A 26,429-nucleotide genomic window follows, 5' to 3' on the forward strand; every position below is an offset into this window, starting at 1 on the left:
CGATTTCTCTGCCGCTAATTCTTGCGCTCGGCGACGAAGTGCGCAGCGGCCCGCAGCACATCGGCCCTCGCGCCGAAGATCGACAGCGCCGCGTCGCCCCGCGCGAGCAGATCGCGTACGCGCCGCCTGGCGCCTTCGATGCCGAGCTGCGTCACGAAGGTGGTTTTGCCGAGCTCAGCATCCGCGCCGGCGGGCTTACCCAGCGTCGCCGCATCGCCTTCGACGTCGAGCAGGTCGTCGGCGATCTGGAAGGCTTCGCCGAGCGCACGGCCGAAATCGTCGAGCGCCTTGTATTCGGCTTGCGTTGCCTGGCCGAGGATCGCGCCCGCGATACAGCCGAAGCGCAAGAGCGCGCCGGTCTTCATCTGCTGCAGGCGCGCCACATCCACCGGCTCGCGGTCGCCGAAACGCCCTTCGCCGGCCAGATCCAGCATCTGCCCGCCGGCCATGCCGCCGACACCGGAGGCGCGTGCCAGCGCCCGCGTCAGCGCCAGCCGCACCGCCGGCTCGCGGTGAATCTCGTCGCGCGTGATGATGTCGAAGGCGATGGTGAGCAGCGCATCGCCCGCGAGGATCGCGGTGGCGTCGTCATAGGCCTTGTGCAGGGTGGGCCGGCCGCGGCGCAGATCGCTGTTGTCCATTGCCGGCAAATCGTCGTGGATCAGGGAATAGCAGTGGATGCATTCCAGCGCGGCGCCTGCCAGCAGCGCCGCTTCGCGCGGGACGGAAAATACGGCCGCGCTTTCCACGACCAGAAAGGGCCGCAAGCGCTTGCCTCCACCAAGGCTCGAATAGCGCATGGCATCGACCAGCCGCTTCGGGCGGGCGATCTCATCGGCCAGCACGGTGTCCGACAGCAGCGTGGAAAGCAGAGCTTCGGTGTCCTCCGCGGTCTTATCCAGTCGTTTCGTGAAGTCGGTGAGGGCCGTACCGGTCATCAAGGAAAGCTCCAGGGTCAAATTTGGCCGGACAATCCTTTATGCTGCGCGCTTCGTCAATTGCGCTGCGTGCAGGTCAACGCCTTAAAAGCGCTTGAAAAAAAGCGGGACCTGCCAGGCAGATTGGCTGTTCGTCCGGGGCGATCCCTCCCCAATTCGTCTTTGTCTCCAAACAGAAACAGTTAATTTGCGCCTCTTTCGAACTCTGCTTCTGGTCGTGATCGCGCTTGCGCTGGTGCCCTATGTCCTGGCGCCATTTTATCGCGGCGGCCATCCCGTTTCGGCGCTGATGGCGTGGCGGTCGCTCAAGGGCGCACCGGTCAAAAGGCAGTGGATGGACATCGCTGCAATGTCGCCCGACCTGCCGCGCGCGGTGGTTGCGGCGGAGGATGCGCATTTCTGCAAGCATCATGGCATCGATTGGGGCGCCTTGCGCGAGGTGATCGACGACGCCCAGGAGGGAGGGGAGCTGCGCGGCGCGTCCACCATCACCCAGCAGGTTGCCAAGAACCTGTTCCTCGCGCCTATCCCCGATCTGATCCGCAAGGTGCTGGAGTTCCCCTTGGCGATGTGGATCGATTTTGTGCTGACGAAACAGCGCATTCTGGAAATTTATCTGAACATCGCGGAATTGGGCCCCGCGGGCCAGTTCGGCGCCGAGGCCGGTGCCGCTTACGCCTTTGGCCGTTCGGCGAGCGACCTCTCGGCGCGGCAGGCGGCGCTCTTGGCGGCGATTCTGCCCAATCCGGTCAAGCGCAGCGCCCGCAGTCCGTCGCCGCTCGTGCGCCGCCTGGCGGGAACCTACATGGCCCGGGCCGAGGGGATCAGGCGTTGCTGGGCCGAAAATCGCTAGTGTTTGGGCGGATTTGGTGCATTTTTGCGCTCCGATACCCTAGCTTTGCGCCCCCCGATCCTCTATAAGCGCGCACCTGATCCGGTATTCGGCTTGCGCGGTATTTTTGCGCGCCAAACTGCGTCCCCTTGCGGACGCCGGTATCAAGAGACATCCCTAGAGGACACCGACACCTAACACCGATACCCAGAGGACACCGACATGGCCGTTCCCAGACGAAAAACTTCGCCCTCGCGACGTGGCATGCGCCGCTCGGCGGACGCGTTGAAGAAGCCCACTTATGTTGAGGATAAGGATTCCGGCGAACTCCGTCGCCCGCACCACCTCGACCTGAAGACCGGCATGTATAAGGGCCGGCAGGTGCTGAAGAAGAAAGAATCCTGACTTCGGTTGGGCGCCAGGCGGGCAAGCTTGCGCTTGCCCCAGCCAGGCCAATGAATGCGGTAGGACTACTCCCGGTGGCGAACGAATGGCGCTACGCCTGGGGAAGATCCGGTTCTCAAAGCAGGCCTCGCCGATTCCATGGTCGGTTTTCCGCTTCTTCTCATTCCGCTCGCGGTCTACAACATCGTCGTCTTCCTGATGCGCGACGTCTCCTTTACGGAGGCGCTGTTTACGCTGACGCTGCCGTCGGGTGCCGTATGGCCGGTCACGCTCAGCGACATTCTGATCGCTCTGGGCATGGTCTTGCTGCTGCTTGAGGTGATCAAGGGCGCGCGGCCAGGCGCGAAATACCTGATGGATCACCTGCTGTCGCTGGTGGTGTTCGGCGCCGCCGCGGCCGAATTTGTGCTGTGGCCGAAATTCGCGAGTTCGACCTACTTCCTGCTGGTGCTGTTGGCGTTCGTGGATTTCGTGTCGGGCATCGCGCTGCGCGCGCGCAGGTCGCTGCGTTATGTGACGGTCGAGGAGGCTCCCCGTCGTAGCCGGGCCAGGCGCGAGGAAGCAGGGGCGGCAGAACCGCATGTCGAGCCCGCGCCTGCGGCGCCACCTGCAAATGCCGCGCCCACCGCCCCGCCGGCTACGCCGCAGCCGTCAGCCGCTTCTGTCGCCGAATCGGTCCTTGCCGATCATTCCGGACCCAACGCGGCGCCGCCGGCGGCTGATACGGCCGAGCAGCGGTCGCCCGCGCTCCAGCCCAACAGCGGCGCGGAGGGCACACCAGAACCGCCGCAGCGCTAGGGCGCAGTGACCTCATCATCGCGCCTCAGGCTTCGTTTGCGCATGATCTTTTCCGAAAACCGCAGCACCCTCTTCCGGATCATGCGCCAATTCCTCAGATCATCTGCCGCGTGAGACGCCCGGCGTCGCAAGGGCGCCGCTGGTGCGCGCGATAGGCGGAGATCGCGTCCGCGCTTTCGCCAGGGGAGCTGCGGGTGTGCGAAAACCGCTCGGCATTGGCGATGAGCTGCGCGACAAAGCCCGGATCCGGCGGTGGAAGTTTCGGCCGGCGCGACCAGCGCGCAGGCTCTGGGAGCGGCACGAGCGCGCCAGAGCTGGATTTCGGACTGCCGGCCTGCCCGTCACAGATCATCAACTCGGCTTGGGCGGTACTCGACATCGCAAACTGACGTCCCTGAACTGTCGCGTTTTGGGACGTTGCCGTCCCTGCGATTTACGAATTCGCAAGGATTATGCCGCCGGACCGCGCCCGGTTTCCACGCCGTTCAGACATGGTTTGTAAATTCTTTATCAACTTTACTTACCGTCGGCATCAAACAGGGCCTATCCTCGCGCGTTAAGAATCAACGGTCCTGTCCCGGAACGAGGCGAACGTGACATCACTGCCAACCTCGACCATCCTGGCCTCGCTTGGGCAGGCGGCGTTTGTCTGGGACATCGCGACCGATGCCATCCGCTGGAGCGATCATGTCGGCGCGGTCTTCCCGGATCTTGCGCCCGCCTCGCTTGCCAGCGGCGCCGAGTTCGCCAAGCTGATCGAACCGCAGCGCTCGATCCGCAGCGATGCGCTGCATCTTTCGCCGGCTGCTCATGACGCCAACGGCGTGCCCTACAGGATCGAATATGCGGTGCGCGCGTCGACGGCCGCGCAGCCGGTCTGGATCGAGGAGACCGGCTGCTGGTTCGCCGGTCCCGACGGCCGGCCGGCGCGCGCCCAAGGCGTCGTGCGCATCAATAACGAGCGCCATGCGGCCGAAGAACAGCTTTTGAAGCTGTCGCGCAACGACGCGCTGACGGGCGAGCTCAATCGCACACATCTGATCGCGGCGCTTGCAGAAACCATCGAGGAAGCGCAACGCTACCGTTCCTCCTGCGCATTCATGCTGATCGGCATCGATCACCTGGCGCGCATCAACGATGCGTTCGGGTTCGATGTTGCGGACGGTGTGATTGCGGAAGTGGCCAAGCGCGTCCGTGCGCGGCTGCGCGGCGGCGACGTGCTCGGACGTTTTTCCGGCAACAAGTTCGGTGTGATCCTGAAGAACTGCACGCAGGACGACATGACGGTCGCCGCCGAGCGGTTTCTCGCCGCGGTCCGCGACGAGGTGGTGCCGACCAGACTGGGTCCGGTCTCGGTCACTGCGTCCATCGGCGCGGTCAGCGTCCCGCGCTATGCACGTTCGCCCGAGGAGGCGATCAACCGCGCCCACGAGACGCTCGATAGTGCCAAGCGCCGCCACGCCGGCTCGTTCGCCGCCTGGCGCCCGAATGTCGAGCGCGAGGCCCAGCGCCGCGTCAACATCCGCGTCACCGACGAGATCGTCACCGCGTTGAACGAACGGCGGATCGCGCTTGCCTTCGAGCCGGTGGTGGAGGCGCATGCGCGCAAGCCGGCCTTTTACGAATGCCTGGTCCGGATGGAGCAGGAGGGCGGCAGGACGCTGCTTGCGCCCGATATCGTCCCGGTCGCCGAGCGGCTCGGCCTGATCCGGCTGGTCGATCATCGCGTGCTCGAACTCGTCGTTGCCGAACTCGCCGCCGCGCCGCACATCTCGCTCAGCCTCAACATCTCGCCCGAGACCACGATGGACTCCGACTGGTGGGCTTCGATCGAGTCGCTGATGCGCGCTCATCCCAGCGCGGCCGAGCGGCTGATCGTCGAGATCACCGAAACGGTCGCGATCCAGGACATCGACGGTCTGCGCGGCTTCGTCACTCGCTTGAAGAATCTCGGCAGCCGGATTGCGATCGACGATTTCGGCGCCGGCTACACCTCGTTCCGCAACTTGCGCAAGCTCGCCGTCGACATCGTGAAGATCGACGGTGCCTTCGTGCAGAACATCGCGACATCAGCCGACGACCGCGCCTTCGTGCAGACGCTGATCGATCTTTCGCGACGGCTGAAGATCAAGACGGTCGCCGAATGGGTGCAGGATGAGACAGCAGCCGGCATGCTGCGCGACTGGGGCTGCGATTACATCCAGGGCCGGCTGATCGGGCTGGCATCGGCGCAGCGGCCCTGGAAGAGTGTGGTCGAGAACACATTGCCTGCGGCGAGTTGATTCTCGAGCCGTCGTCGCGGGCAAGCGACTTGTCCGCTGAAGCTCGAAGAGCGAAGGCGGAAGCGCGACCCGGGGACCCATAACCCCCAGGCCTGTGTTGCTACGAAGGGAATCTACCAGACGACTCCACGGATGAATTCCGCGGTATAGGTCCCGGCTTTCGCCGGGACGACAGCGAGCAAGGACGATTGGACGTCACTCTTCCTTTTTCGCCTCTTTCGACACGGGCTCTTTCGACATGCGATCGAGCCGCTCCTGCATCTCCTTCATCTGCCGGCGCAGCTCATCGATGTTGCTGGTCTCTTCCTCGCTCGGCGGCGGCTCGGGCGATTTCTCCGCCTCGGCCGTCGGGGGACGCGTGAACGGCTTGAACATCGAGAAGGTTTGCTGGAACAGCTCCATGTTGCGGCGAACCTGCTCCTCAAGCGGCGCGAAAGGTGTGCCGCTCAAGGTGCTCGCAAGCTGCTTGCGAAACTTTTCCTGCTCGCGCGTCAGCGTGTCGATCGATTGTTCCAGATATTTCGGCACCACCATCTGCATGCTGTCGCCATAGAAGCGGATCAGTTGGCGCAGGAAAGTGGTGGGCAACAGATTCTGCCCCGCCTTGTTCTCCTGCTCGAAGATGATCTGCGCGAGCACCGAGCGGGTGATGTCATCGCCGGTCTTGGCGTCGTAGACGAGGAAGTCCTCGCCGTTCTTCACCATGGCCGCGAGATCCTCCAGCGTCACATAGGTGCTGGTGCCGGTATTATAGAGCCGGCGGTTTGCGTACTTCTTGATGGTTGTGGGTTGATCTGATTTCGCCATGGCTCACACTTCGCACCAGAGGACGGGGGAACCCGACGGCGTCGCCGCAGGGCTTACGAGCTACGCATCGCAACAAAGTAAGCACTTTCAACAGCTTTGCGCTACCGTTTTGTGCAGCACGGTTAATCGACGAGCATTTCGCGCTGCGCAGCATGGCTTGCGAAGAGGTTTGTCGCGCTGCAGCAAAGTGCGCAAAAGCCCGCATTTTCAAGGCTTCCTGAATCCGGCGATGGCGGCGGCGGAGCGCGTGCGAGCCAATTTGAATGCAGTGCGATCCGATTTCGGGCAGCCCCCGTTGACATGCCTCAACGACGTTAACAGGATGCGGCTTAGACAAAGTGGTGCGCCAATTCCGGTCGCTCGCCGCATTGCAAAGACCTCAGCCCCAACCCAGAAGTCGTTAGGAGATGCCCATGTCAGACGATGTCGTCATCGTCAGCGCCGCCCGCACCGCCGTTGGAAGCTTCAACGGTGCGTTTGCCACGCTGCCGGCCCATGATCTCGGTGCCGTCGCCATCAAGGCCGCCTTACAGCGCGCGGGCGTCGAGCCGGCGCGCGTGTCGGAAGTGATCATGGGGCAGATCCTCACCGCGGCACAGGGCCAGAACCCGGCCCGTCAGGCCTCGATCGCCGCCGGCATCCCGGTGGAAAGTCCGGCCTGGGGCGTCAATCAATTGTGCGGTTCGGGTCTGCGCTCGGTCGCGTTGGGTTATCAGGCGCTGATGAACGGCGATTCCGACATCGTGGTCGCCGGCGGCCAGGAATCGATGAGCATGGCTCCGCATGCGCAGCACCTGCGTGGCGGCGTCAAGATGGGCGGGCTCGAACTGATCGATACCATGATCAAGGACGGCCTCTGGGATGCCTTCAACGGATATCACATGGGCAACACCGCCGAGAACGTCGCGCGCCAGTACCAGATCACGCGTGCGCAGCAGGACGAGTTCGCGGTTTCCTCGCAGCATAAGGCGGAGGCCGCGCAGAAGGCTGGCAGGTTCAAGGACGAGATCGTGCCGGTGACGGTCAAGACCCGCAAGGGCGACGTCATCGTCGACATGGATGAATATCCGCGCCATGGCGCGACGCTCGATGCGATGGCCAAGCTCAAGCCTGCCTTCGAGAAGGATGGCACGGTGACGGCCGGCTCCGCTTCGGGCATCAATGACGGTGCTGCGGCGGTGGTGCTGATGACCGCCAAGCAGGCGGCGAAGGAAGGCAAGAAGCCGATCGCCCGCATCGTGTCCTGGGCCCAGGCCGGCGTCGATCCCAAGATCATGGGAACGGGGCCGATCCCCGCTTCGCGCGCGGCGTTGAAGAAGGCCGGCTGGAACATCGCCGACCTCGACCTGATCGAGGCCAATGAGGCCTTCGCGGCGCAGGCCTGCGCGGTCAACAAGGATCTCGGCTGGGACACATCGAAGGTGAATGTCAATGGCGGCGCGATCGCCCTCGGGCATCCGATCGGCGCATCGGGCGGGCGCGTGCTGGTCACGCTGTTGCATGAAATGCAAAAGCGTGACGCCAAGAAGGGTCTCGCTACATTGTGCATCGGTGGCGGCATGGGCATCGCCATGTGCGTCGAACGCGGTTGAGTGCGCTGCACGCGCTCAAAAAAAGTTCAGCGGCTGCAAATTAAATCACCTTCGCAGCCGCACAGCCCTGAATTAAAGACAAAGCGCCCGGCATGATTGCCGGGCGTTTTGTCTTGATGTTGGTCAAACGGCTCGCATAATTCGGCGTTACATAAAAAGCGCTGTTCGTAAAGCGCGCGAGAGGAAACGGAGCGAGGGAAGGATTCGACATGGCACGTGTTGCGTTGGTCACGGGAGGTACGCGGGGCATTGGTGCCGCGATCTGCAAGGCACTGAAAGCTGCAGGCTACGAGGTTGCCGCCAATTATGCCGGCAACGACGCTGCCGCCGAGAAGTTCAAGACAGAGACCGGTATTCCTGTCTACAAATGGGACGTCAGCTCGTTTGATGCTTGCGCCGAGGGCGTCAAGAAGGTCGAGGCAAATCTCGGTCCGATCGATGTCCTGGTCAACAACGCCGGAATCACTCGCGACGGCGCCTTCCACAAGATGTCGCTCGAGCATTGGAGCGCGGTGATCAATACCAATCTCGGCTCGCTCTTCAACATGACGCGCCAGGTCATCGAGGGCATGCGCGCCCGCAAATTCGGTCGCGTCATCAATATCTCCTCGATCAATGGCCAGAAGGGACAGTTCGGCCAGTGCAACTATTCCGCGGCGAAGGCCGGCGAGATCGGATTCACCAAGGCGCTCGCGCTGGAAAATGCCAAAGCCGGCGTCACCGTGAACGCAATCTGCCCAGGCTATATCAACACCGAAATGGTGCAGGCGGTGCCGAAGGATGTTTTGGAGAAGTCCGTGCTGCCGCTGATTCCGATCGGCCGTCTCGGCGAGCCGGAAGAGATCGCGCGCGGGGTGGTGTTCCTCGCCGCCGACGAAGCGGGCGCCATCACCGGCTCGACGCTGACGATTAATGGCGGCCAGTATATGGTGTGACGCGAAGGGCGTTGCGCTGCCACGCTGAATGAGGCAAGGGACTCGTCATGCTCGGCCTCGTGTCGGGCGTCCGCGTTTCTGGCACCGTCATTCCGGGGCGATGCGAAGCATCGAACCCGCAATCTCGAGATTCCGGATCTGGTCCTTCCATCCCGGAATGACGGTGCCAGAAACGTGGATGTCCGCCGCGTCCATGACGAAGTATCTCTGCCGCATGTCCTCCCGCACTGCCACCTTAATCGGCCTCACCGCGATCCTGATGTGGTCGATGCTCGCGGTGATGACGGTCGCGACCGGCAAGATCCCGGCGTTTCAGCTCGCCGCAATGACGTTTGCGATCGGTGCACTGGTGGGCTCGCTGACCTGGATCGGAAGGCCCAATGCGGTCCGTGCCTTGATGCAGCCGTGGCTCGCCTGGGCCGTCGGCGTCGGCGGGCTGTTCGGCTATCACGCGCTGTATTTTCTCGCGCTGCGCTTTGCGCCGCCGGCGGAAGCGGGGCTGCTGAATTATCTTTGGCCGCTCCTCATCGTGCTGTTCTCCTCGTTGTTGCCGGGCGAGCGACTGGCGCCGCATCACATCATCGGCGCGCTGCTCGGGCTTGCCGGCACCGTGCTCTTGCTCTCCGGCAACACCGGCGGCTTCGCGCCCGGCCAGGTGCCGGGTCTCGTCGCCGCCTTCGTCGCGGCCTTTGTCTGGGCTTCCTATTCGGTGATGTCGCGCAAGCTGAAAGCTGTGCCCACCGATGCAGTCGCCGGCTTTTGTCTGGTGACCGCAGTGCTGGCGGCGCTGGTGCACTTGGCCGTTGAAGTGACGGTCTGGCCGGAAACCCCGCTGCAATGGTGTGCCGTGATCGGTCTCGGCGTCGCGCCGGTCGGCGCCGCGTTCTATGCCTGGGACATCGGCATGAAGCGCGGCGACATCCGCGTGCTGGGCGCAGCCTCCTATGCGACGCCGCTGCTGTCGACGGCGTTTCTCATCGCTGCTGGATTCGCCAAGCCGAGTACCAATCTCGCGCTCGCCGCGATCTTGATCGCCGGCGGCGGTCTCATTGCGGCGAAGGATATGCTGCGAAAGCGCCCCTGAGCGCCTCGGAATGACGGAACTAGCCCGGCTCCCAGCCCTTAGGCGCCATCTCGAATTTGACGAATTCGAACCCGGGGGCAACGGTGCATCCGACCAGCGTCCAGTCGCCCATACTCTCCGCGGTCTGCCAGGCCGAAGCCGGCACGATCGCTTGCGGCCGTTCGCCGGCTGCGAGATCTGGTCCGAGCCGCACCGTGTGCGTCGCGCAGCCGTCGTGGGCGATGCGCAGCGTCAGCGGACTGCCGGCGTAATAGTGCCAGATCTCGACCGCATCGATCCGGTGCCACTGCGAGATCTCACCGCGTGCCAGCAGAAAATAGATCGCGGTCGAGCAGGCGCGGCCCTGCGCGTCGGCCCGCGAATCCCGAAACGTCTCGCGATAATGTCCGCCTTCGGGATGTCGTCTTAATTCAAGACGCGCGATGATATCGGCTGCGGATAATTGTTCTGGCATCAGGATTTGTTCTTGCGTTCACGCAACTCACCGAACACCTCGGCCGCCTTCGCCCCCTTCATGTGCAGCTTTGCCGCAACGGCGGGATCGTCGGCACGCAGGAAAACGTTGGCCTTCTTCTCCTCGCCGAGCAGAACGGGAATGGTCGGCTTGTCGTCGGCGCGCAGCCGCGCCACCTCCTCGGCCCGCGCCTTCAGGGCCGGATTGTCCGGCTCCACCGTGAGCGCGAATTTGATGTTGGAAGCGGTGTATTCGTGGCCGCAGTAGAGCTTGAAGTCGTCGGGTAGCGCCCGCAGCTTCAACAGCGAGTCCCACATCATGGGATAATTGCCTTCGAACACCCGCCCGCAGCCGATGGAGAACAATGTGTCTGCGGCAAACAGCGCCTTGTCGCTGTCGAAGACATAGGAAACGTGATCGAGCGTGTGGCCGGGCGTCTCCAGGACCCGGGCCAGGAGGTTGCCGATCTTGACCACGTCGGCATTGGCGACGCGTTGGTCGACATTGGCGATCTTTGTCGTCTTGTCGTGCGGCGCAACGACGCGGCAGCCATAGCGCTGCTTCAGTTCGGCCACGCCGCCGACATGATCGCCGTGGTGATGGGTGATCAGGATGTCGGTGAGCGTCCAGCTCTCACGCTCCAGCGCCTTGATGATGGGACCGGCTTCCGGCGCATCGATCGAGGCCGTGGCGCCGGTCGCATCGTCATGGATCAGATAGCCGAAATTGTCGGTTAAACAGGTGAAGACACGAATCTCGGCGGCCATGATTTCTCTATCCCTTGTCGAGCACTTCCGGCATGTCGCCCAGAGATATGGCGTTAACGCTGATGCGGCAATGCCATATTCTGCGCGTCCCAGAAGCGGTGAACGTGTTAAATTAGTGTCATGAGCATGGACGTCATCGACCTGCGCGACTTCTATTCGCAGCGACTGGGCATCGTGGCGCGGCAATTGATCAATCGCGGCATCCGGATGCGCTGGCCCAGTGCGGAAGGGCAACGCGTGCTGGGCGTCGGCTATCCGACGCCCTATCTGGGACTTTTTCGTGAAGACAGCGAACGCTGTATCGCTTTCATGCCGGCGGCGCAGGGCGTCCTGAAATGGCCGACCGCGCGCCCGACACTGGCAGCCCTGGTGGACGAATTCTCGTTGCCGCTGCCTGATGCCGCGGTCGACCGCATCCTGTTGGTCCATGCGCTGGAAATGGCTGACGATCCCGCCAGTCTCTTGCGCGAGGTCTGGCGCGTGCTGGCGCCGTCGGGGCGCGTGATTGCGGTGATTCCAAACCGGCGCGGGGTGTGGACGCGCACCGACAACACGCCGTTCGGCCACGGCCGGCCCTATTCGCGTTCACAGATCACGGACTTGTTGCGGCAGACCTGGTTCACGCCGACGGCCTGGGGCGAGGCGCTGTTCATGCCGCCGGTTGCGGGGGGCTGGTTCCTGCGTTCGGCGCTGGTGTGGGAGCGCGCAGGCGCGGCGTTGTCGCTGCCATTCGCCGGCGTTCACATCGTGGAGGCCACCAAGCAGGTCTATCGCGTGATCCCCGCACGTCGCGAACGGACGCGGCTGATTCCGGCGCTCAAGCCGGTGTTGGTACCATCATCGACGGCGACGCGGGGCCACGCGTAAATCCAATCCAAGCTGTCGTCCTGGGCAGGCCAGGACCCCATAACCATCTGCCGTCGTTCTTGCGAAGGACGACGACCAGAGCACCTTATTGAAGCATTGCGCGGTACGGGTTCCGGCTCGCGCGGAGCCTGCCATCGGGCCGCGCTTCGCGCGGACCCATTGGCTTGGCCGGGACGACGAGCGGAGAGACCGGCTTTATTCGTTGCCCGGATTGAGATCTTCGCTGGGGGCAGCCTGCTGCGGCTGCGCCATGCCGCCGCCGTCGGACCGCGGGCCATGGGGCCGGCGCCGACGCCGCGGATAGCGTTCGCCGCCACGCTCAAAGCTCTCTGTGCCATTGATCTGCGGCTGGGGTCCGGTGATGAATGACGGCAGCCGATCGACACCGCCGCCATTGTCGGCGACCACCGGCTGCGGTTGCGGCTGCGGTTGATATTGCGGCTGCGGACGATGCTCGCGCTCGCGATGTTCACGCGGCTGCTCGCGATCGCGCTGATAGGGTTGGCCCTCCCGCGGCTGCTCGCGCTGGCCGCCATCGCGATCGCGGTCCCGCAGGTAAGGTTGAGGCTGCTGCTGCACCGGGACGAAGCCCGGCTCCTGGCCGAAGCTCGAGAAGCTCTCGCCGTCGTCCTCGCCGTCCTCGGTCATGACCTCGTCGGTGTTGCGCGGCTGCTGCGGCTGGTTCTGCCGGAATTGCTCCTGGGCCGCGGCGATCAGCCGGAAGTAATGCTCGGCGTGCTGATAGTAATTTTCCGCCGCAACCGGGTCGCCGGATGAGCGTGCATCGCGCGCGAGCTGCAGATATTTTTCGGCGATGTGAGACGCCGTGCCGCGGATCTTGATATCGGGTCCGTTGGACTCGAACACCCTGGTCAGGGGGTTTTGGCCGCGCCGATTATTGTTGTTATTGCCGCGGTTGCGCATCCGCTTGTTGTTCTGACCGTTTCTCATGTCCTGCCTTTATTCCAGCCCTAAGTTAGAAGTCTTTGAAGTGTCGTGTGTCAGCCTCGGTCGATCCGGGGCGCGTGCTTCAAACGCACCAAAGTGGGATCCAACTCCCATCCGTGCCGATTTTGTCGACCATCGCGCTCAACAAAGACGCGTCCCCACCCGCCAGCGCTTCGGTCGCCAGCGAAACACTTAAGTCAAGCCTGCCAAAACAGGCCCAGTTTTCTTGCGTAAGTCGTCAAGCGCAATCAGGCTTTCGTTCGCTTTGCGGTCGCAAGCGGCGCAGCGCTCTTGGCTGTCGCGCTCAATTCAACCTGCGTTTGGAACCTTCAATCGGCGCGGCTGTCGCCCTGAATCCTGGTTTTGCCCGTATATCTACGGGGCCTGCGCCGATGTGCTGACCGGAACGTAGTCGCTCCCGGGCAATATTCCAAGAGGTTTTTGCGTCCCAATTCGGCTTTATCTTGGTATTTTTCGGCCCCCAACCGCTCTGGGAATACCTGCCAAGTCCATCTTGGGGGGCTCGTGGACGGCAAACCCTGCCCTCGTCATCAATCCTTCAATTGGACCACTTTGGCCATATCCCGCCTCCACCACCAGCGCGCCGCCTGCGCCCAAAAGGCGCGCCGCGTCGGGGATGAGGGCGCGGTAAGCGGTAAGCCCATCGACGCCCCCATCCAACGCTTGATGCGGATCGTGCTCGCGCACCTCCGCGCCAAGACCCGCAATATCAGCAGAAGGGATATAGGGCGGGTTCGATACGACGAGATCGAATGGCCCGCTCAAAGCCGCCGCATAATCGCACGCCACAAACGCGGCCCGCGACAGAAGACCTAATGCGGCAGCATTGCTTTTTGCAGCCTTCAGCGCGCCCTCGCTGATGTCTGTGCCAACACCGGAGACGTCCGGCCGTTCCGAAAGCAGTGCCAACAAAATCGCGCCGGATCCGGTGCCGATGTCGAGAATGCGCAAGGCGCGCTGGGGCGTCGGCGCCGGCAGCATCTGCAGCGCAAGCTCGACCACGGTCTCGGTGTCCGGCCGCGGCACCAGTGTTTCCGGTGCGAGCTTTAGCTGCAGGCCCCAAAATTCCTTCTCGCCGAGAATACGTGCGACCGGCTCGCCACTGATCCTCCGCTCCGCGAATATCCTAAGCCGCTCCACTTCCTGCTGCGTGAGTCGCCGGGCGGCTGATGCGATCAGAGCGGTGAGATCGAGCTTCAGCGCCGCACCCAATAACATGCGAGCATCGAGTTCGGCGGAGTCGATATTGGCTGCCTTGAAGCGCGCGGCGAGGGCGCGACGTGCAGCTTCCAGGGTTTGTCCAGGGGACGCGCTCATTCGTTGCCCCCCATCATCGCCAGCTCATCCGCGGTCGTTCCGGCGAAAGCCGGGACCCCCAACGCGAGCGCTTGCGCTCGTCGCGATACCGCGGAATCCATCCTTAGGTCCGCGGTGTCGGACAAAATCACGCGACAACTGCTGCGCCCTGGGGGTATGGGCCCCGGCTGGGCGCTCGCTCGGCCGGGACGACGGAATCCACTCACGCCGCGGCGCCTTGCGCGGCAAGCTGAGCGGCTTGATGCTCCGTCGTCAACGCATCGATCAACTCGCCCAAGGCTTCGCCCGCCATCACCTGGGGTAGCTTGTAGAGCGTTAGGTTGATGCGGTGATCGGTGACGCGACCTTGCGGAAAATTATAGGTGCGGATGCGCTCGCTGCGATCGCCGGAGCCGACCTTCTCCTTGCGGTCGGCCGAGCGTACCGCCTCCATGCGCTGGCGTTCGGCATCGTAGATGCGCGAGCGCAGGATATTCATTGCCGACGCCCGGTTCTTGTGCTGCGAGCGGCTGTCCTGCATGCTGACCACGATCCCCGTCGGGATATGGGTGATGCGGATCGCGGACTCGGTCTTGTTCACGTGCTGGCCGCCGGCGCCCTGCGCGCGCATGGTCTCGATCCTCAGATCCTCGTTGCGGATGTCGACATCGACGTCCTCGACCTCCGGCAGCACCGCGACGGTGGCGGCCGAGGTGTGGATCCGCCCCTGCGTCTCCGTGTCGGGCACGCGCTGCACGCGATGCACGCCTGATTCGAACTTCAGTTTTGCGAAGGCGCCGCGGCCCTTCACCTCGGCGATGATTTCCTTGTAGCCGCCCATGGTGCCTTCGCTGGCAGAGATCACATCGACCTTCCAGCCCTGCAGGCTTGCAAAGCGCTCATACATGCGGAAGAGATCGCCGGCGAACAGCGCCGCCTCGTCGCCGCCGGTCCCGGCGCGGATTTCCAGCACCACGTTGCGGTCGTCCATGGCATCCTTGGGCAGCAGCGCGACGCGGATTTCCTGCTCGAGCTCGCCGCGCCGCGCGGTCAGCGTATCAAGCTCGGCTTCCGCCATGCCGCGCATCTCCGCATCCGTCGCCGGATCGGCAATCAACGCCTCGGCGTCGGCAAGCTCCTTCACGGTGGCGCGGTAGGCCTTCACCGCCTCGATCAGCGGATTGAGCTCGGCGAGCTCGCGGGTGATCTGCACATATTTATCGGAATTGACCTGGCCAAGCAGTTCCGCCTCCAGCGCAGCATGGTGCGCCAGCAGAACGTCCAATTTGGCCTCGGGCAGGTTCGACATCGGTGGTCTCGGATAACAAAATGGGAGGTCGCGGGTGTTCGGCAACAGCCCCGCTACAACGGCAGCTTCTCGGCTTCGGCAAATTCGATCAGCTTCTGCCGGATCGATACTGTGCCGCTGGGTGCGTCCAGGAGCGGCATGAGCATCTCTTCGGCCTTCTTGGCGTCGAGCTCGAGGATCATCGCTTTCACCGGGCCGTGGCCGGTCGCCGACAGCGACAGCGAACGGTAGCCGAGCGCGATCAGCGCCAGCGCGCCGATCGGCTTTGAGGCCATCTCGCCGCAGAGCGACGCGCTCTTCTTCACGGCTTGCGCCTTGCGCACGATGTCGCGCAGCGCGCGCAGGATCGGCGCCGAGAGCGTATCGAACCGCTCGGAAACCTTGGCATTGCCGCGGTCGACCGCGAACAGGAACTGGAACAGATCGTTCGAGCCGACCGAGATGAAATCGACCCGCGTAAGGAGCTCGTCGAGCTGATAGAGCAGGGCCGGAACCTCGATCATGGTGCCGACATCGATCCGCTCCGGCAGCGGGTGGCCGTGCTGACGCAAATAGGTCAGCTCGCGCTCGACGATCGCTTTGGCCGCGTCGAACTCGGCGATCTCCGAGATCATCGGGAACATGATGCGCAGCGCCCGCCCGCCGCCGGCGCGCAGCAGCGCGCGGATCTGGCCGCGCAGCAGCCCCGGCCGGTCGAGCCCGAGCCGGATCGCCCGCCAGCCGAGCGCGGGATTCTCCTCGATCACGGTCTCCATATAGGGCAGCGCCTTGTCGCCGCCGATGTCGAGGGTGCGGAAGGTGACGGGCTTTGAGCCCGCGGCGTCCAGCACCGTGCGGTAGAGCGCGAGCTGGTCGCTCGAGCGCGGCAGGCTCGGCGAGACCATGAACTGCAACTCGGTGCGGAACAGGCCGATGCCGGCGCTGCCGGTCTCGTCGATATGCGGCAGGTCGATCGTCAGCCCCGCATTGATCATCAATTCGACCGGCTGGCCGTCCCTGGTGACGCAGGGCTTTTCGCGCAGCGCCAGATATTGCGCCTGCCGACGCGCGCGAAAACGCACCCGCTCCGCGTAAGCCGCTTCGATCTCGCTGGAAGGACGGACATAGATAGAGCCCGACGTGCCGTCGACGATGATGGCATCGCCGGGGTCGGCAATGCCGGGTGCGTTGGGCACTTCACCCACGGCGGGAATGCCGAGCGCGCGCGCCACGATCGAGACATGCGAATTGGCGGTGCCTTCCTCAAGCACCAAGCCGCGCAGCCGCTTGCGATCATAGTCGAGCAGCGCCGCGGGGCCCATCGCGCGCGCGATCAGAATCGCATTGTCGGGCAATTGCTCGCGCGATGGCGCATGATCCTGCCCGACGAGCTGCCGCAGCAGGCGGAAGCCCAGGTCTTCCAGATCGTGCAGCCGTTCGCGCAAATAAGGATCCGTGGAGCGCAGCATCCGCGCGCGGGTATCGGATTGCACGCGTTCGACCGCGGCTTCTGCAGTCAGGCCGGTGGCGACCGCCTCGTGCAGCTTGTGCGACCAGCCCTGGTCGTTTGCGAACATCCGGTAGGCTTCGAGCACGTCGCGGTGCTCGCCGCCGTCGGCGACATCGCCGCGCTCGAGGAGCCGGTCGAGATCGGCGCGCAGTTTTGCCAGCGCCGTGTCGAGCCGCTTGATCTCCTTCGGCAGGTCTTCGGCAATGTAGTTGTTGATGACGACGCGCGGCTCGTGCAGCACGACATGGCCGAGCGCGATGCCGTCCGAGAGGATCGTGCCGACCTTGTGCAGCGAATGCCGCGCGGCCGGCTCGGCGCCGGGCTGGGCCAGCGCGGCCAACTCGCCGGAAGCGATCATCTCGGCGAGCACCATCGCGGTGGTCTGCAGCGCCTCGACCTCTTCCTCGACATACGTGCGCTTGGCGCGGTTCTGCACAACCAGGACGCCCAGCGTGTTGCCGGCGCGCAGGATCGGCACGCCGAGGAAGGAGTGGTAGATCTCCTCGCCGGTCTCGGGGCGGAACGAAAACGCCGGATGGCTCTGGGCGTCGCTCAGATTGAGCGGGGTGGCCTCGCTCGCCACCAGGCCGACCAAACCCTCATGCGCGCTCAACACCGTGCGGTGCACGGCGTCGCGGTTAAGACCTTCGGTTGCGTAGAGCTCGAGCGTGTTGTCGATGCGCAGCACGTAGACCGAGCAGACCTCGGCCACCATGTTGGCCGCGATCAACACCACGATCTTGTCCAATCGTTCCTGGGCGCTGACCTGCTCCGCCATGGTTTCGCGAAGCCGTCTCAAAAGGACGCGGGGGCCTCCCGACGCGCTTCGCATGTGTTCTCGTCCTCATCCTTCGAGCCAGCCCGGCGGGTGGCCGGGAGCTGGCGTCTAACGCGCAAAAAACAACAATTTTATTCATTCGGCGCCGTCCAGCCCATATACGGGCCGAATCAGGATAGCGAAAACTGTGGCACGGTTTGCGACAGCCCATCCTGTCATGGCCGTATAGCGAATTGAGGCTTGTTTTGCCAAGCAAAACGCCTGCCAGAACGGCCGCAAACCGCCGCTTGCGAATGCTGCGAGCGCTAAGCACGTGATCCGCCTAATCGTGGGCGGTTCGGCGATCACATCATGCGCAAATCTCTAACTCTGGAGTGCGATCGAACGCAAAAACGATATTCGCTGTTCTGATCGCGCTCCGGAGAAAAATATTTCTCGAAGTGGAAAAGCTCTAGGCCTGATCGAGCCCGTAGAGCGTATGCAGCGTGCGCACGGCAAGCTCAGTATAGGCGGCGTCGATCAGAACCGAGAATTTGATCTCCGAGGTGGTGATGGCGCGTATGTTGATGTTGCGCGCAGCCAGCGCCGCAAAGGCCTTGGCCGCCACGCCGGCGTGGCTGCGCATGCCGCTGCCGATCACAGATACTTTGGCGACGTCGGTTGCGCTGTCGAAACGGGCATAACCGATTCGGTCCTTGGCCGAGGTGATGGTGTCGCGGGCGCGGACATAGTCCGCAGCCGGAACCGTGAAGGTCAGATCGGTGGTCTTTCCGTCTTCGGACACGTTCTGCACGATCATGTCGACATTGATACTGGCATCCGCCAGCGGGCCGAAGATCGCGGCCGCCACGCCCGGCTTGTCCTCGATCTGGCGCACGGAAATCTGGGCCTCGTCCTTGGAGAAGGCGATCCCGGTGACGACGTGCATTTCCATGATTTCCTCCTCGCTGCAGATCAGCGTGCCCGGCGGTGTGCCGTGCGGGTCGATATCCTCTGGCTTGTCGAAGCTGGAGCGGACGAAGATTGGCATGTTGTGCACCATGCCGAGTTCCACCGAGCGGACCTGCAGCACCTTCGCGCCTTGCGAGGCAAGCTCCAGCATGTCCTCGAATGCGATCTTGTCGAGCCGGTGCGCCTTTGGAACCACCCGCGGGTCGGTCGTATAGACGCCGTCGACATCGGTGTAGATATCGCAGCGGTCGGCCTTGATCGCGGCCGCGATCGCCACCGCCGAGGTATCGGAGCCGCCGCGCCCAAGCGTGGTGATCCGTCCGGTCTGCGGGTTGATCCCCTGGAAGCCCGCGATCACGGCGACCTCCTTGCGCTCCTGGAAACGCTTGATCAGCTCGGAGCCGTTGATATCGAGAATGCGCGCCGAGGCGTGGGCGTCGCTGGTCACGATCGGAATTTGCCAGCCCTGCCAGGAGCGGGCCTGGATGCCCATGTTTTGCAGGACGATGGCAAGGAGCCCCGAGGTGACCTGCTCGCCGGAGGCGACCACCGCGTCATATTCGCGGGCGTCGTGCAATGGTGAAGCCTCGCTGCACCACGCCACGAGCTCGTTGGTTTTACCGGCCATGGCAGAGACCACGACGGCCACTTCGTGGCCGGCATCGACCTCGCGCTTCACATGCTGCGCGACGTTGCGGATACGGTCGATATTGGCGACGGACGTGCCGCCGAATTTCATCACGAGGCGGCCCATGACGACGCGCACACTCTCCAAGAGGATAAGTTACCGGCCCGGCGCGAAAGGCGAAGGCACCCGGACCGAAACGCGCTATACATAGGCCGGCGGCTGGGGGCAAGCGGGTTCCTCCGCGGCTGGCTCGAAGAGTAGGCAGCAGGTTCGGACCAGGTGAGGGTGAGGCGAGTTGATGGGGCGTTATGTCGACCAGATCCTGCAGCCCGGTGAAACGGTCCTATATTCCACCAACGCACATTGGATCTTCTATCTGCCGGCCATCATCGCCTGGATCGTGGTGCTCGCGCTTTTGATCGCATGGCGGAGTGCCACCGCCGATTGGCTCGTGCTGCTGTCCCTTGTGACCGCCGCGGTCGTGGCTCTTGTCGCGCTGTATTGGACCTTCAGGGCCTGGTTCCACCGTTTCACCACGGAAACCGACGTGACCGACCGGCGGGTGGTGCACAAGACGGGCTTCATCAGGCGGCGTACCTTCGAGATAGCGCTCGATAAGATCGAGAGCGTAGATGTCAATCAGAGCATTCTGGGCCGGATCTTCAACTACGGCGACGTGACCATCATGGGCGTCGGCGAGGGCAGGGAAACAATCAGAACGATCGCGTCGCCGCTGGCGTTTCGCAGCGCCATCACCGCGCGATAAAGAGCTTGAAGAGTTCATTAATGGCTATGCAGCAGGACCCAAACATCACCCCCGGCGCACCGGGCTCGACCGTCGATCCGGCCGAGGTCGCCAAATTTTCGAGACTGTCGCAGGAATGGTGGGATCCGAAGGGCAAGATGGCGCCCTTGCACAGGATCAACCCGTTGCGGCTCGGCTACATCCGCGACGCGGCGTGCCGGAAATTTTCCCGCAACGTCAGAAGCCTGAGCTGCCTGTCGGACCTGCGCATCCTCGATATCGGCTGCGGCGCGGGGCTACTGTGCGAGCCGCTCTCCCGGCTCGGGGCCCAGGTGATCGGCATCGATCCCTCGCCATCCAACATCGCCGCCGCCAAGCTGCACGCCGATCGCGGCCATCTCTCCATCGATTACCGCTGCACGACGGTGGAGGAGATGGACGTCCGCGAGCGCTTCGACGTCGTGCTGGCGATGGAGGTGGTGGAGCATGTCACCGATGTCGGCCTGTTCCTCAAGCGCTGTGCCGCCATGCTCAAGCCGGGTGGGCTGATGGTGATCTCAACCATCAACCGCAACTGGAAGAGCTTTGCGCTCGCGATCGTCGGCGCCGAATATGTCCTGCGCTGGCTGCCGCGCGGCACCCATCAATGGGACAAGTTCGTGACCCCCGACGAGCTTGCGAAATACCTGCTCGACAACCGCCTCGTGGTGACAGAGGAAAGCGGCGTCGTCTACAGCCCCTTCGCCGACAAATGGAGCCTCTCCACCGACATGGACGTGAACTACATGGTGATCGCGGAAGAGATGGTGTAGCGCACAAAGCGGCTGTCGTCCCTGTGCATGCCCTAGGGCCTGCGCAGGGACGACATGGTTGTCATGCATCACCTGGGTTGATCCCATTCTCGCCACTCGGCACTTTGCTGCCTCATGTTCTCCGTCGCCACGCTCTGGATTCCCTTTACGGTTATCGCTGCGCTCGGCCAGGTCGCGCGCAATGCGATGCAGCGGCAGTTGACGGGGCCGCTCGGCACCTGGGGCGCCACCAATATCCGCTTCCTGTTCGGCTTCCCGTTCTCCTGTGTGTTCCTCGCCCTCGTTCTGCTGGCTTCAGGCGATCCGTTGCCGGTGCCGACGGCTGCGTTCTGGCCATGGCTGATCTTGGGCGCACTGAGCCAGATTCTCGGCACCGGCCTGATGCTGCTCGCCATGAACCAGCGCTCCTTCGTGGTGACGACGGCTTATCTGAAGACTGAGGCGATCCAAACCGCGATCTTCGGCTTTGTGTTCCTCGGCGACCATCTCTCCGCGATGAAGGTCATTGCGATCCTGATCGCTACCGTCGGGGTCGTGATTGCCGCGCTCCGTCCGGGTGGCAAAAGCAATTTCACCGAGTTGAAGCCGACCGTACTCGGCTTGTTCGCGGCGGCAGCCTTCGCGCTGTCGGCAGTTGGCTTTCGCGGCGCCGTGATCACCGTACCCGGCGTTTCCTTCGCGACCGCCGCATCCTACACGCTGGTGTTGGGATTGTTTGCGCAGACGCTGGTACTGACGATCTATCTCGTGTGGCGCGCGCCGGACGTGCTCGGCAAGATCTTCTCGATGTGGCGGCCATCACTGTTCGCCGGCTTCGTGGGCGCCTTTGCCTCGCAATTCTGGTTCCTGGCCTTTGCACTCACCGCTGCGGCCAACGTGCGGACGCTGGCACTGATCGAGGTGCTGTTTGCGCAAGCGGTGGCTCGCTACTCGTTCAAGCAGCCGGTTTCGCTGCGCGAGTTATCCGGAATCGTCTTGATTGTGGCTGGTGTCGCGTTGCTGGTGGCAGCGTAGCATTCACCCCTTCAGCGCGATCAGCACCGCGCCGGCCGAGATCAGCGCAATTCCGAGCCAGCCATTGGGGGACGGCCGTTCGCCCAGGAACACCACGCCGAACAGCGCCACCAGCACCACGCTCAATTTGTCGATCGGCGCGACCAGCGTCGCCGGCCCAAGCTTGAGCGCGCGGAAATAGCACAGCCAGGAGGCGCCGGTGCCGAGCCCCGAGAGCAGAAGAAACAGCCAGCTCTTGGCCGAGATCGGACCCGCATGCGTGAGACGCCCGGTCGCATAGAGGATCAGCGACAGCGCGATCAGCACGATGACGGTGCGGATCAGGGTGGCAAGATCGGAATTGATGTCCTCGACGCCGACCTTGGCGAAGATCGCGGTCAACGCGGCGAAGACGGCCGAAAGCACCGCCCATATTTGCCAGGATGAGAAGGAGATCGGGCTCATGCGCGGGCCTACGTTGGTGTCATTCCGGGGCGCGCGTGAAACGCGCGAACCGGGAATCTACAGCTTGCGGCGCGAGATTCCGGGTTCGATGCTGGCGCATCGCCCCAGAATGACGCTAGAGCATGGCCCGGAAAAGCGTGCAGCGGTTTTCCGAAAAGATCATGCTCAATCAAACAGCCAAAGCGCGATGACAATTTAACCCAATCTCATCGCGCTTGAGCGCGTCAGTTTCGATCTTCCGGCAGCACCGGGAGCGGGGAGACTTCGACGCCTTCCTCGATCAAGGCGCGCGCCTCTTCGGGCGAGGCCTCGCCGTAGATCGGGCGGTGCTCGATCTCGCCGTAATGCATTTTCCGCGCCTCGTTCGGGAAGCGTTCACCGACATTGTCGGCGTTCTTGATGATGTGATCGCGCAATTCCTTCAGCTTGGCCCGCAGTTCCCGCTCCTGCGCCATCATCAGTGCGGTCTGGGCGGTTTGCGCTGCCGGAGCCGCTTCCGGTGACGCGGCAGGCACGGGCGCAGGCGCCGCGCTCTCGCGGCTCTTCCTGCTCACGATCCGCGGTGCCATGATGGCCTTCTCGACCTTGTCGGAGCCGCAAATCGGGCAGCTTACGAGCTTGCGCTTGACCTGAGCGTCGAACGCGGAAGAACTCTGGAACCAGCTTTCGAAATTGTGCTCGCGTTCGCAGCGGAGCGAATAACGGATCATGCCGATCCTCGCACCAGATGCAGATGTTCCGGTCCCGATTTGGGGTCGGCGACGCTGAAACGGCGTCCATGCTGCAATGACGGCACCGCCTTGCGTGCCGTCTCGACCTTCGATGGATCGATCTTGGCCATGATGACGCCGGGCTCAACCCCGGCTTCCGCGAGCACCTCGCCCCAGGGATCGATGATCAGCGAATGACCATACGTCTCGCGCTTGTTCTCATGCAGTCCGGCTTGCGCCGCCGCGAACACGAAACAACCGGTCTCGATGGCGCGGGCGCGCAACAGCACATGCCAATGCGCTTCGCCGGTCTTGCGGGTGAAGGCGGAAGGAACAGTAATGAATGACGCACCGCTCTCGGCCAAGGCGCGGTAGAGCGCGGGGAAGCGTACATCGTAGCAAATGGTCAGTCCGATGCGGCCCCAGGGCAGGTCGGAAATGACGGCGGTCTCGCCGGGCTGGTAATTGGCGGACTCGCGGTAACTCTCGCCGCCCGGCAGATCGATGTCGAACATGTGGATCTTGTCGTAGCTCGCGAGCACCCTGCCGTCGGGCGCGATCAGGAAGGAGCGGTTGACCGCCTTCTCCGGCGAGAAGCGCAGCGCGAGCGAACCGATGTGCAGATAAATCTTCAATTCGGCCGCGAGCGCCTGATACGCCCTCAGCGAGGGATCATCCTGCTCGCTCGAAAGATGCTCGAACAGCGCCTTGCGGTTCAACTGCATCATGTTGCTCACCTCGGGCGTGAGCACATACTCGGCACCTTGCGCGGCGGCCTGTCTGATCAGTTTCGTGCCCTGCTCGAGACTTGGCCCGGGCAGAAGCCCGGTCCGCATCTGCACCATCGCGGCAGTGAAAGTGTTGTCAGCGCTCATGATGAGGCCTTTTCTCCCGCAAGAAGGGCATCGAGTTTGCCGGCGCGGTCGAGCGCGTAAAGATCGTCGCATCCGCCGACATGGGTTTTGCCGATGAAAATCTGCGGAAACGTCGAGCCGGCCCCGGCGCGATCATACATCATTTGCCGGAAGCCCGGATCCCTGGCGACATCGTATTCCGTGAAGACGGCCTTCTTCCGGGTCAGCAGCGATTTGGCGGCCGTGCAATAGCCGCAGCCCGGGCGGGTGTATATCTCGATAGCAGCGGTCATCTCGCGCTCTGATCATTTACGGATTCGTGAATTATATGGGAGCTTTAGGGCTGTCCACAACCCGGGCAAACACCAGCACATCCACCTGCGCTGCTTTGGCGCGCAAGAATGCCCGCGCGCACGCATCCAGCGTGGCGCCGGAGGTGAGGACGTCATCCACCAGGATCACACGTCGTCCGGCAATCTCCGGCCGCCGGTCAGGCGATACCTCGAATGCGCCCTGCACATTGCTCGCCCGCTGCGCGCGGGACAGGCCGACCTGCTGCTCGGTCGCGCGCACCCGCAACAGCAGGTCGCCGCGCAGCTTCACCCGGCTTTGGCGCGCGATGACTTGCGCCAGTGCGCCGGATTGATTGTAGCGGCGGCTCCAGGCGCGCCGCCAATGCAGCGGCACCGGGATCAGCATGTCGGCGCCGGCCAGGAGCTCGCGCCCCGCGGGCGCCATCCAGCGGCCCATTGTCGGCGCAAGATCGGTACGGTCCTGGTACTTCAGCGCGTGTACCAGCGTGCGCGCCACGTCGTCATAGCGCACGGCCGCGCGGGCACGGGTATAGGCCGGCGGATCGGCGATCGCCTCCATCGACAGCATGTCGGGCCCGGGATCATAAACGAAGGGAATGCCGAGCCGCGGACAATAGGGCGGTGCGATGAAGGACAGTTTGGCCCAGCACTCGGCGCAGACGCCCTCGCCATCGACCGGCTCGCGGCAAGCGACGCAGAGCGTCGGGAGCGCGATGTCGAGCGCAAACTTTGCGGCGTGACGCCAGACGCTCCGGCAAGTGCCGAACACGCCGCGGAGCGGGCCAAAAACCGAACGGGACGGAGCGATTTCCACTTCCATTCGTTAAGGCTAGCGCCCGGAACGCAATCGCTCAAGGCGGATTGCCAGATGCGGCGGGACCGGCTTAAGCAAAGAACATGGCTCAGAACCCGATCATCGCCCCAAAGCTGTTCGACCGCGCGCTGCTTGCGCGGCGGCGGCGGCGTGCTTTATCGCTCGGGCCGGCGGATTTCCTGCTGGAGCGCGTCGCAGGCGACATGGAGGAGCGACTCGCCGCGGTGATGCGCGATTTCAGGGATGTCGCGGATATCTGGACGCCGGGCGAAGAGCTGCAAACGCGGCTGCGCCGACGTCTCCCTTCGATCGGGCATGTCGCGCCGTCAGACTCGGCGGAGGAAGGGCTGTCGCTAGCGCCTGAGTCCCTCGACCTCGTGGTGTCGGCGCTGGCCTTTCAGTTCGTCAACGATCTGCCTGGTGTACTCGCGCAGATCAGGCGTGCGCTGCGGCCGGATGGTTTGTTGCTTGCGGCGATGATCGGCGGCGACACGCTGACCGAACTGCGCCAATCCTTCGCCGCGGCGGAAGCCGAATGCGAAGGCGGGATTTCGCCGCGCGTTGCGCCCTTCGCCGACTTGCGCGACGTCGGTGGCCTGTTGCAGCGGGCCGGGCTCGCCCTGCCGGTCACCGATCTCGACCGCATCGTGGTGCGTTACGACAACGCGTTCGGCTTGATGCAGGATTTGCGGCGCATGGGCGCAACCAACGTGCTCACCGAGCGGCGGCGAACGCCGACCCGTCGCAGCACGCTGATCAGGATGGCGCAAATCTATGGCGAGCGCTTCGCCGATCCGGACGGCCGCATCCGCGCCACCTTCGACGTGATCTGGCTTTCCGCCTGGGCGCCGCATGAAAGCCAGCAAAAACCGCTGCGTCCGGGCTCGGCGAAAGCGAGCCTCGAAGAGGCGGTGAAGAGGGGCACGAAGAGCTAGGCCGCTTGCTCGTCATGGCCGGGCCTGTCCCGCTGCTTATCGCGCCGTCATTCCGGGGCGCCTCGAAGAGGCGAACTCTGATGTGCACTTGCACATCAGAGAATCTCGAGATTCCGGGTTCGATGCTTACGCATCGCCCCGGAATGACGGTGCTTCACATCAACAGATCAACCAGATGCGGGATCAGCGGAAGGTCCGCCGGCGGCATCGGATAATCGCGCAGTTTATTGGCGCGCACCCAGGCGAGGTTTTGCCCTTCGCGCGCGATCACCTGTCCTTCCCAGCGCCGGCAGATATAGAGCGGCATCAACAGATGAAAGCTCTCATAGGCGTGGCTCGCGAAGGTCAGCGGCGCGAGGCACGGCTCGCTCACGCTGATGCCAAGCTCCTCATGCAACTCGCGGATCAAGGTCTGCTCCGGCCGTTCGCCCGGCTCGATCTTGCCGCCGGGGAATTCCCATAAGCCCGCCATCGCCTTGCCCGGCGGGCGCTGCGCGATCAGCACGCGCTTGTCGGCGTCAACGAGCGCGCAGGCAACGACGAGTGTGAGCTTGAGATCTGCCATGTGCATTTCAGATCTTTGCAAATTGGGACTCCCCACTGGGG

28 protein-coding genes are annotated in these 26,429 nt (G+C 63.7%); 12 read left to right on the forward strand and 16 right to left on the reverse strand.

From position 1 onward, the window contains the following. Positions 1-14: 14 nt before the first annotated feature. Positions 15-938, reverse strand: coding sequence for a polyprenyl synthetase family protein (locus F758_RS0119705; RefSeq protein WP_024509482.1), 924 nt, complete (start codon positions 936-938; stop codon positions 15-17). 187 nt (positions 939-1,125) lie between these two features. On the opposite strand from F758_RS0119705, the gene mtgA reads away from it, so the two are divergent. The 3 genes from mtgA (at position 1,126) to F758_RS0119720 (ending at position 2,973) form a co-directional block, all read left to right on the forward strand. Next, complete coding sequence (gene mtgA / locus F758_RS0119710) at positions 1,126-1,791, forward strand: monofunctional biosynthetic peptidoglycan transglycosylase (protein ID WP_024509483.1); 666 nt, start codon at positions 1,126-1,128, stop codon at positions 1,789-1,791. Between the two features lie 201 nt (positions 1,792-1,992). Next, positions 1,993-2,175, forward strand: coding sequence for a 50S ribosomal protein L32 (gene rpmF, locus F758_RS0119715; protein ID WP_024509484.1), 183 nt, complete (start codon positions 1,993-1,995; stop codon positions 2,173-2,175). A gap of 138 nt (positions 2,176-2,313) precedes the next feature. Then, positions 2,314-2,973 carry a hypothetical protein gene (locus F758_RS0119720; protein ID WP_024509485.1) on the forward strand — a complete coding sequence of 220 codons (660 nt, stop codon included), beginning with the start codon at positions 2,314-2,316 and terminating at the stop codon, positions 2,971-2,973. Between the two features lie 94 nt (positions 2,974-3,067). Here F758_RS0119720 and F758_RS0119730 read toward each other — a convergent pair whose 3' ends face one another. After that, positions 3,068-3,352, reverse strand: coding sequence for a hypothetical protein (locus tag F758_RS0119730; RefSeq protein ID WP_035722518.1), 285 nt, complete (start codon positions 3,350-3,352; stop codon positions 3,068-3,070). A 193-nt stretch (positions 3,353-3,545) separates the two neighbouring features. On the opposite strand from F758_RS0119730, the gene F758_RS0119735 reads away from it, so the two are divergent. Further along, entirely contained in the window at positions 3,546-5,255 is a 1,710-nt protein-coding gene (locus F758_RS0119735) for a putative bifunctional diguanylate cyclase/phosphodiesterase (protein ID WP_024509487.1), read from the forward strand. A 195-nt stretch (positions 5,256-5,450) separates the two neighbouring features. Here F758_RS0119735 and phaR read toward each other — a convergent pair whose 3' ends face one another. Beyond that, a complete protein-coding gene (gene phaR, locus F758_RS0119740; RefSeq protein ID WP_024509488.1) occupies positions 5,451-6,062 on the reverse strand; it encodes a polyhydroxyalkanoate synthesis repressor PhaR in 612 nt (203 codons plus the stop codon). Positions 6,063-6,475: 413 nt separating this feature from the next. Between phaR and F758_RS0119745 the strand changes: the two genes are divergently transcribed. The 3 genes from F758_RS0119745 (at position 6,476) to yddG (ending at position 9,673) form a co-directional block, all read left to right on the forward strand. Further along, a complete protein-coding gene (locus F758_RS0119745) occupies positions 6,476-7,654 on the forward strand; it encodes an acetyl-CoA C-acetyltransferase (protein WP_024509489.1) in 1,179 nt (392 codons plus the stop codon). Positions 7,655-7,863: 209 nt separating this feature from the next. After that, positions 7,864-8,589, forward strand: a complete 726-nt coding sequence (phbB, locus tag F758_RS0119750) for an acetoacetyl-CoA reductase (protein WP_024509490.1) — start codon at positions 7,864-7,866, stop codon at positions 8,587-8,589. 214 nt (positions 8,590-8,803) lie between these two features. Beyond that, positions 8,804-9,673 carry an aromatic amino acid exporter YddG gene (yddG, locus tag F758_RS0119760; protein WP_024509491.1) on the forward strand — a complete coding sequence of 290 codons (870 nt, stop codon included), beginning with the start codon at positions 8,804-8,806 and terminating at the stop codon, positions 9,671-9,673. Positions 9,674-9,692: 19 nt separating this feature from the next. On the opposite strand, the gene F758_RS0119765 is transcribed toward yddG, so the two are convergent. Beyond that, complete coding sequence (locus F758_RS0119765) at positions 9,693-10,127, reverse strand: cupin domain-containing protein (RefSeq protein WP_024509492.1); 435 nt, start codon at positions 10,125-10,127, stop codon at positions 9,693-9,695. Beyond that, entirely contained in the window at positions 10,127-10,894 is a 768-nt protein-coding gene (gene gloB / locus F758_RS0119770) for a hydroxyacylglutathione hydrolase (RefSeq protein ID WP_024509493.1), read from the reverse strand. The genes F758_RS0119765 and gloB overlap by 1 nt, the downstream gene beginning before the upstream one ends. A gap of 120 nt (positions 10,895-11,014) precedes the next feature. Here gloB and F758_RS0119775 point away from each other — a divergent pair, with 120 nt between their 5' ends. Continuing rightward, on the forward strand, positions 11,015-11,761 hold the full coding sequence (locus F758_RS0119775) for a methyltransferase domain-containing protein (protein ID WP_024509494.1): 747 nt from the start codon (positions 11,015-11,017) through the stop codon (positions 11,759-11,761). Positions 11,762-11,956: 195 nt separating this feature from the next. Here the strand turns inward: F758_RS0119775 and F758_RS0119780 are convergent, their stop codons facing one another. The 5 genes from F758_RS0119780 to F758_RS0119805 all read right to left on the reverse strand — a co-directional run bounded on the left by F758_RS0119780 (position 11,957) and on the right by F758_RS0119805 (position 19,307). After that, positions 11,957-12,712: a DUF4167 domain-containing protein gene (locus F758_RS0119780; protein WP_024509495.1), complete on the reverse strand. Its 756-nt coding sequence runs from the start codon at positions 12,710-12,712 to the stop codon at positions 11,957-11,959. A 456-nt stretch (positions 12,713-13,168) separates the two neighbouring features. Then, complete coding sequence (prmC, locus tag F758_RS0119785; protein WP_024509496.1) at positions 13,169-14,047, reverse strand: peptide chain release factor N(5)-glutamine methyltransferase; 879 nt, start codon at positions 14,045-14,047, stop codon at positions 13,169-13,171. 202 nt (positions 14,048-14,249) lie between these two features. After that, positions 14,250-15,335, reverse strand: coding sequence for a peptide chain release factor 1 (gene prfA / locus F758_RS0119795; protein WP_024509497.1), 1,086 nt, complete (start codon positions 15,333-15,335; stop codon positions 14,250-14,252). A 53-nt stretch (positions 15,336-15,388) separates the two neighbouring features. Beyond that, on the reverse strand, positions 15,389-17,656 hold the full coding sequence (gene ptsP, locus F758_RS0119800; RefSeq protein ID WP_024509498.1) for a phosphoenolpyruvate--protein phosphotransferase: 2,268 nt from the start codon (positions 17,654-17,656) through the stop codon (positions 15,389-15,391). 397 nt (positions 17,657-18,053) lie between these two features. Beyond that, positions 18,054-19,307, reverse strand: coding sequence for an aspartate kinase (locus tag F758_RS0119805; protein ID WP_024509499.1), 1,254 nt, complete (start codon positions 19,305-19,307; stop codon positions 18,054-18,056). Between the two features lie 172 nt (positions 19,308-19,479). On the opposite strand from F758_RS0119805, the gene F758_RS0119810 reads away from it, so the two are divergent. From F758_RS0119810 to F758_RS0119820, 3 genes are all read left to right on the forward strand, one after another. Continuing rightward, positions 19,480-19,947: a PH domain-containing protein gene (locus F758_RS0119810; protein ID WP_024509500.1), complete on the forward strand. Its 468-nt coding sequence runs from the start codon at positions 19,480-19,482 to the stop codon at positions 19,945-19,947. Positions 19,948-19,967: 20 nt separating this feature from the next. Continuing rightward, positions 19,968-20,738 (forward strand): bifunctional 2-polyprenyl-6-hydroxyphenol methylase/3-demethylubiquinol 3-O-methyltransferase UbiG, encoded by a 771-nt coding sequence (gene ubiG, locus F758_RS0119815; RefSeq protein ID WP_024509501.1) that lies wholly within the window; start codon positions 19,968-19,970, stop codon positions 20,736-20,738. Positions 20,739-20,852: 114 nt separating this feature from the next. Beyond that, positions 20,853-21,752, forward strand: coding sequence for an EamA family transporter (locus F758_RS0119820; RefSeq protein ID WP_024509502.1), 900 nt, complete (start codon positions 20,853-20,855; stop codon positions 21,750-21,752). Between the two features lie 3 nt (positions 21,753-21,755). Here F758_RS0119820 and F758_RS0119825 read toward each other — a convergent pair whose 3' ends face one another. The 5 genes from F758_RS0119825 to F758_RS0119845 all read right to left on the reverse strand — a co-directional run bounded on the left by F758_RS0119825 (position 21,756) and on the right by F758_RS0119845 (position 24,894). Next, positions 21,756-22,196 (reverse strand): EamA family transporter, encoded by a 441-nt coding sequence (locus F758_RS0119825; protein ID WP_024509503.1) that lies wholly within the window; start codon positions 22,194-22,196, stop codon positions 21,756-21,758. A gap of 224 nt (positions 22,197-22,420) precedes the next feature. Beyond that, on the reverse strand, positions 22,421-22,906 hold the full coding sequence (locus F758_RS0119830; protein WP_024509504.1) for a DUF1178 family protein: 486 nt from the start codon (positions 22,904-22,906) through the stop codon (positions 22,421-22,423). Then, on the reverse strand, positions 22,903-23,781 hold the full coding sequence (locus F758_RS0119835) for a carbon-nitrogen hydrolase family protein (protein ID WP_024509505.1): 879 nt from the start codon (positions 23,779-23,781) through the stop codon (positions 22,903-22,905). Before F758_RS0119835 ends, F758_RS0119830 begins: the two co-directional genes overlap by 4 nt. After that, a complete protein-coding gene (gene grxC, locus F758_RS0119840; RefSeq protein WP_024509506.1) occupies positions 23,778-24,053 on the reverse strand; it encodes a glutaredoxin 3 in 276 nt (91 codons plus the stop codon). The genes F758_RS0119835 and grxC overlap by 4 nt, the downstream gene beginning before the upstream one ends. Positions 24,054-24,084: 31 nt before the next feature. Next, the gene (locus tag F758_RS0119845) at positions 24,085-24,894 is read right to left on the reverse strand and encodes a ComF family protein (protein WP_024509507.1); all 810 of its coding nucleotides are present in this window, start codon (positions 24,892-24,894) and stop codon (positions 24,085-24,087) included. Positions 24,895-24,971: 77 nt separating this feature from the next. Here F758_RS0119845 and F758_RS0119850 point away from each other — a divergent pair, with 77 nt between their 5' ends. Next, complete coding sequence (locus tag F758_RS0119850; RefSeq protein ID WP_024509508.1) at positions 24,972-25,823, forward strand: methyltransferase domain-containing protein; 852 nt, start codon at positions 24,972-24,974, stop codon at positions 25,821-25,823. Positions 25,824-25,977: 154 nt separating this feature from the next. Here the strand turns inward: F758_RS0119850 and F758_RS0119855 are convergent, their stop codons facing one another. Then, positions 25,978-26,388: a (deoxy)nucleoside triphosphate pyrophosphohydrolase gene (locus tag F758_RS0119855; protein ID WP_024509509.1), complete on the reverse strand. Its 411-nt coding sequence runs from the start codon at positions 26,386-26,388 to the stop codon at positions 25,978-25,980. Positions 26,389-26,429 lie beyond the last annotated feature (41 nt).

Origin of the sequence: Bradyrhizobium sp. ARR65, assembly GCF_000472385.1 — a bacterium.
In the GTDB taxonomy this organism is placed as follows: Bacteria; Pseudomonadota; Alphaproteobacteria; order Rhizobiales; family Xanthobacteraceae; genus Bradyrhizobium.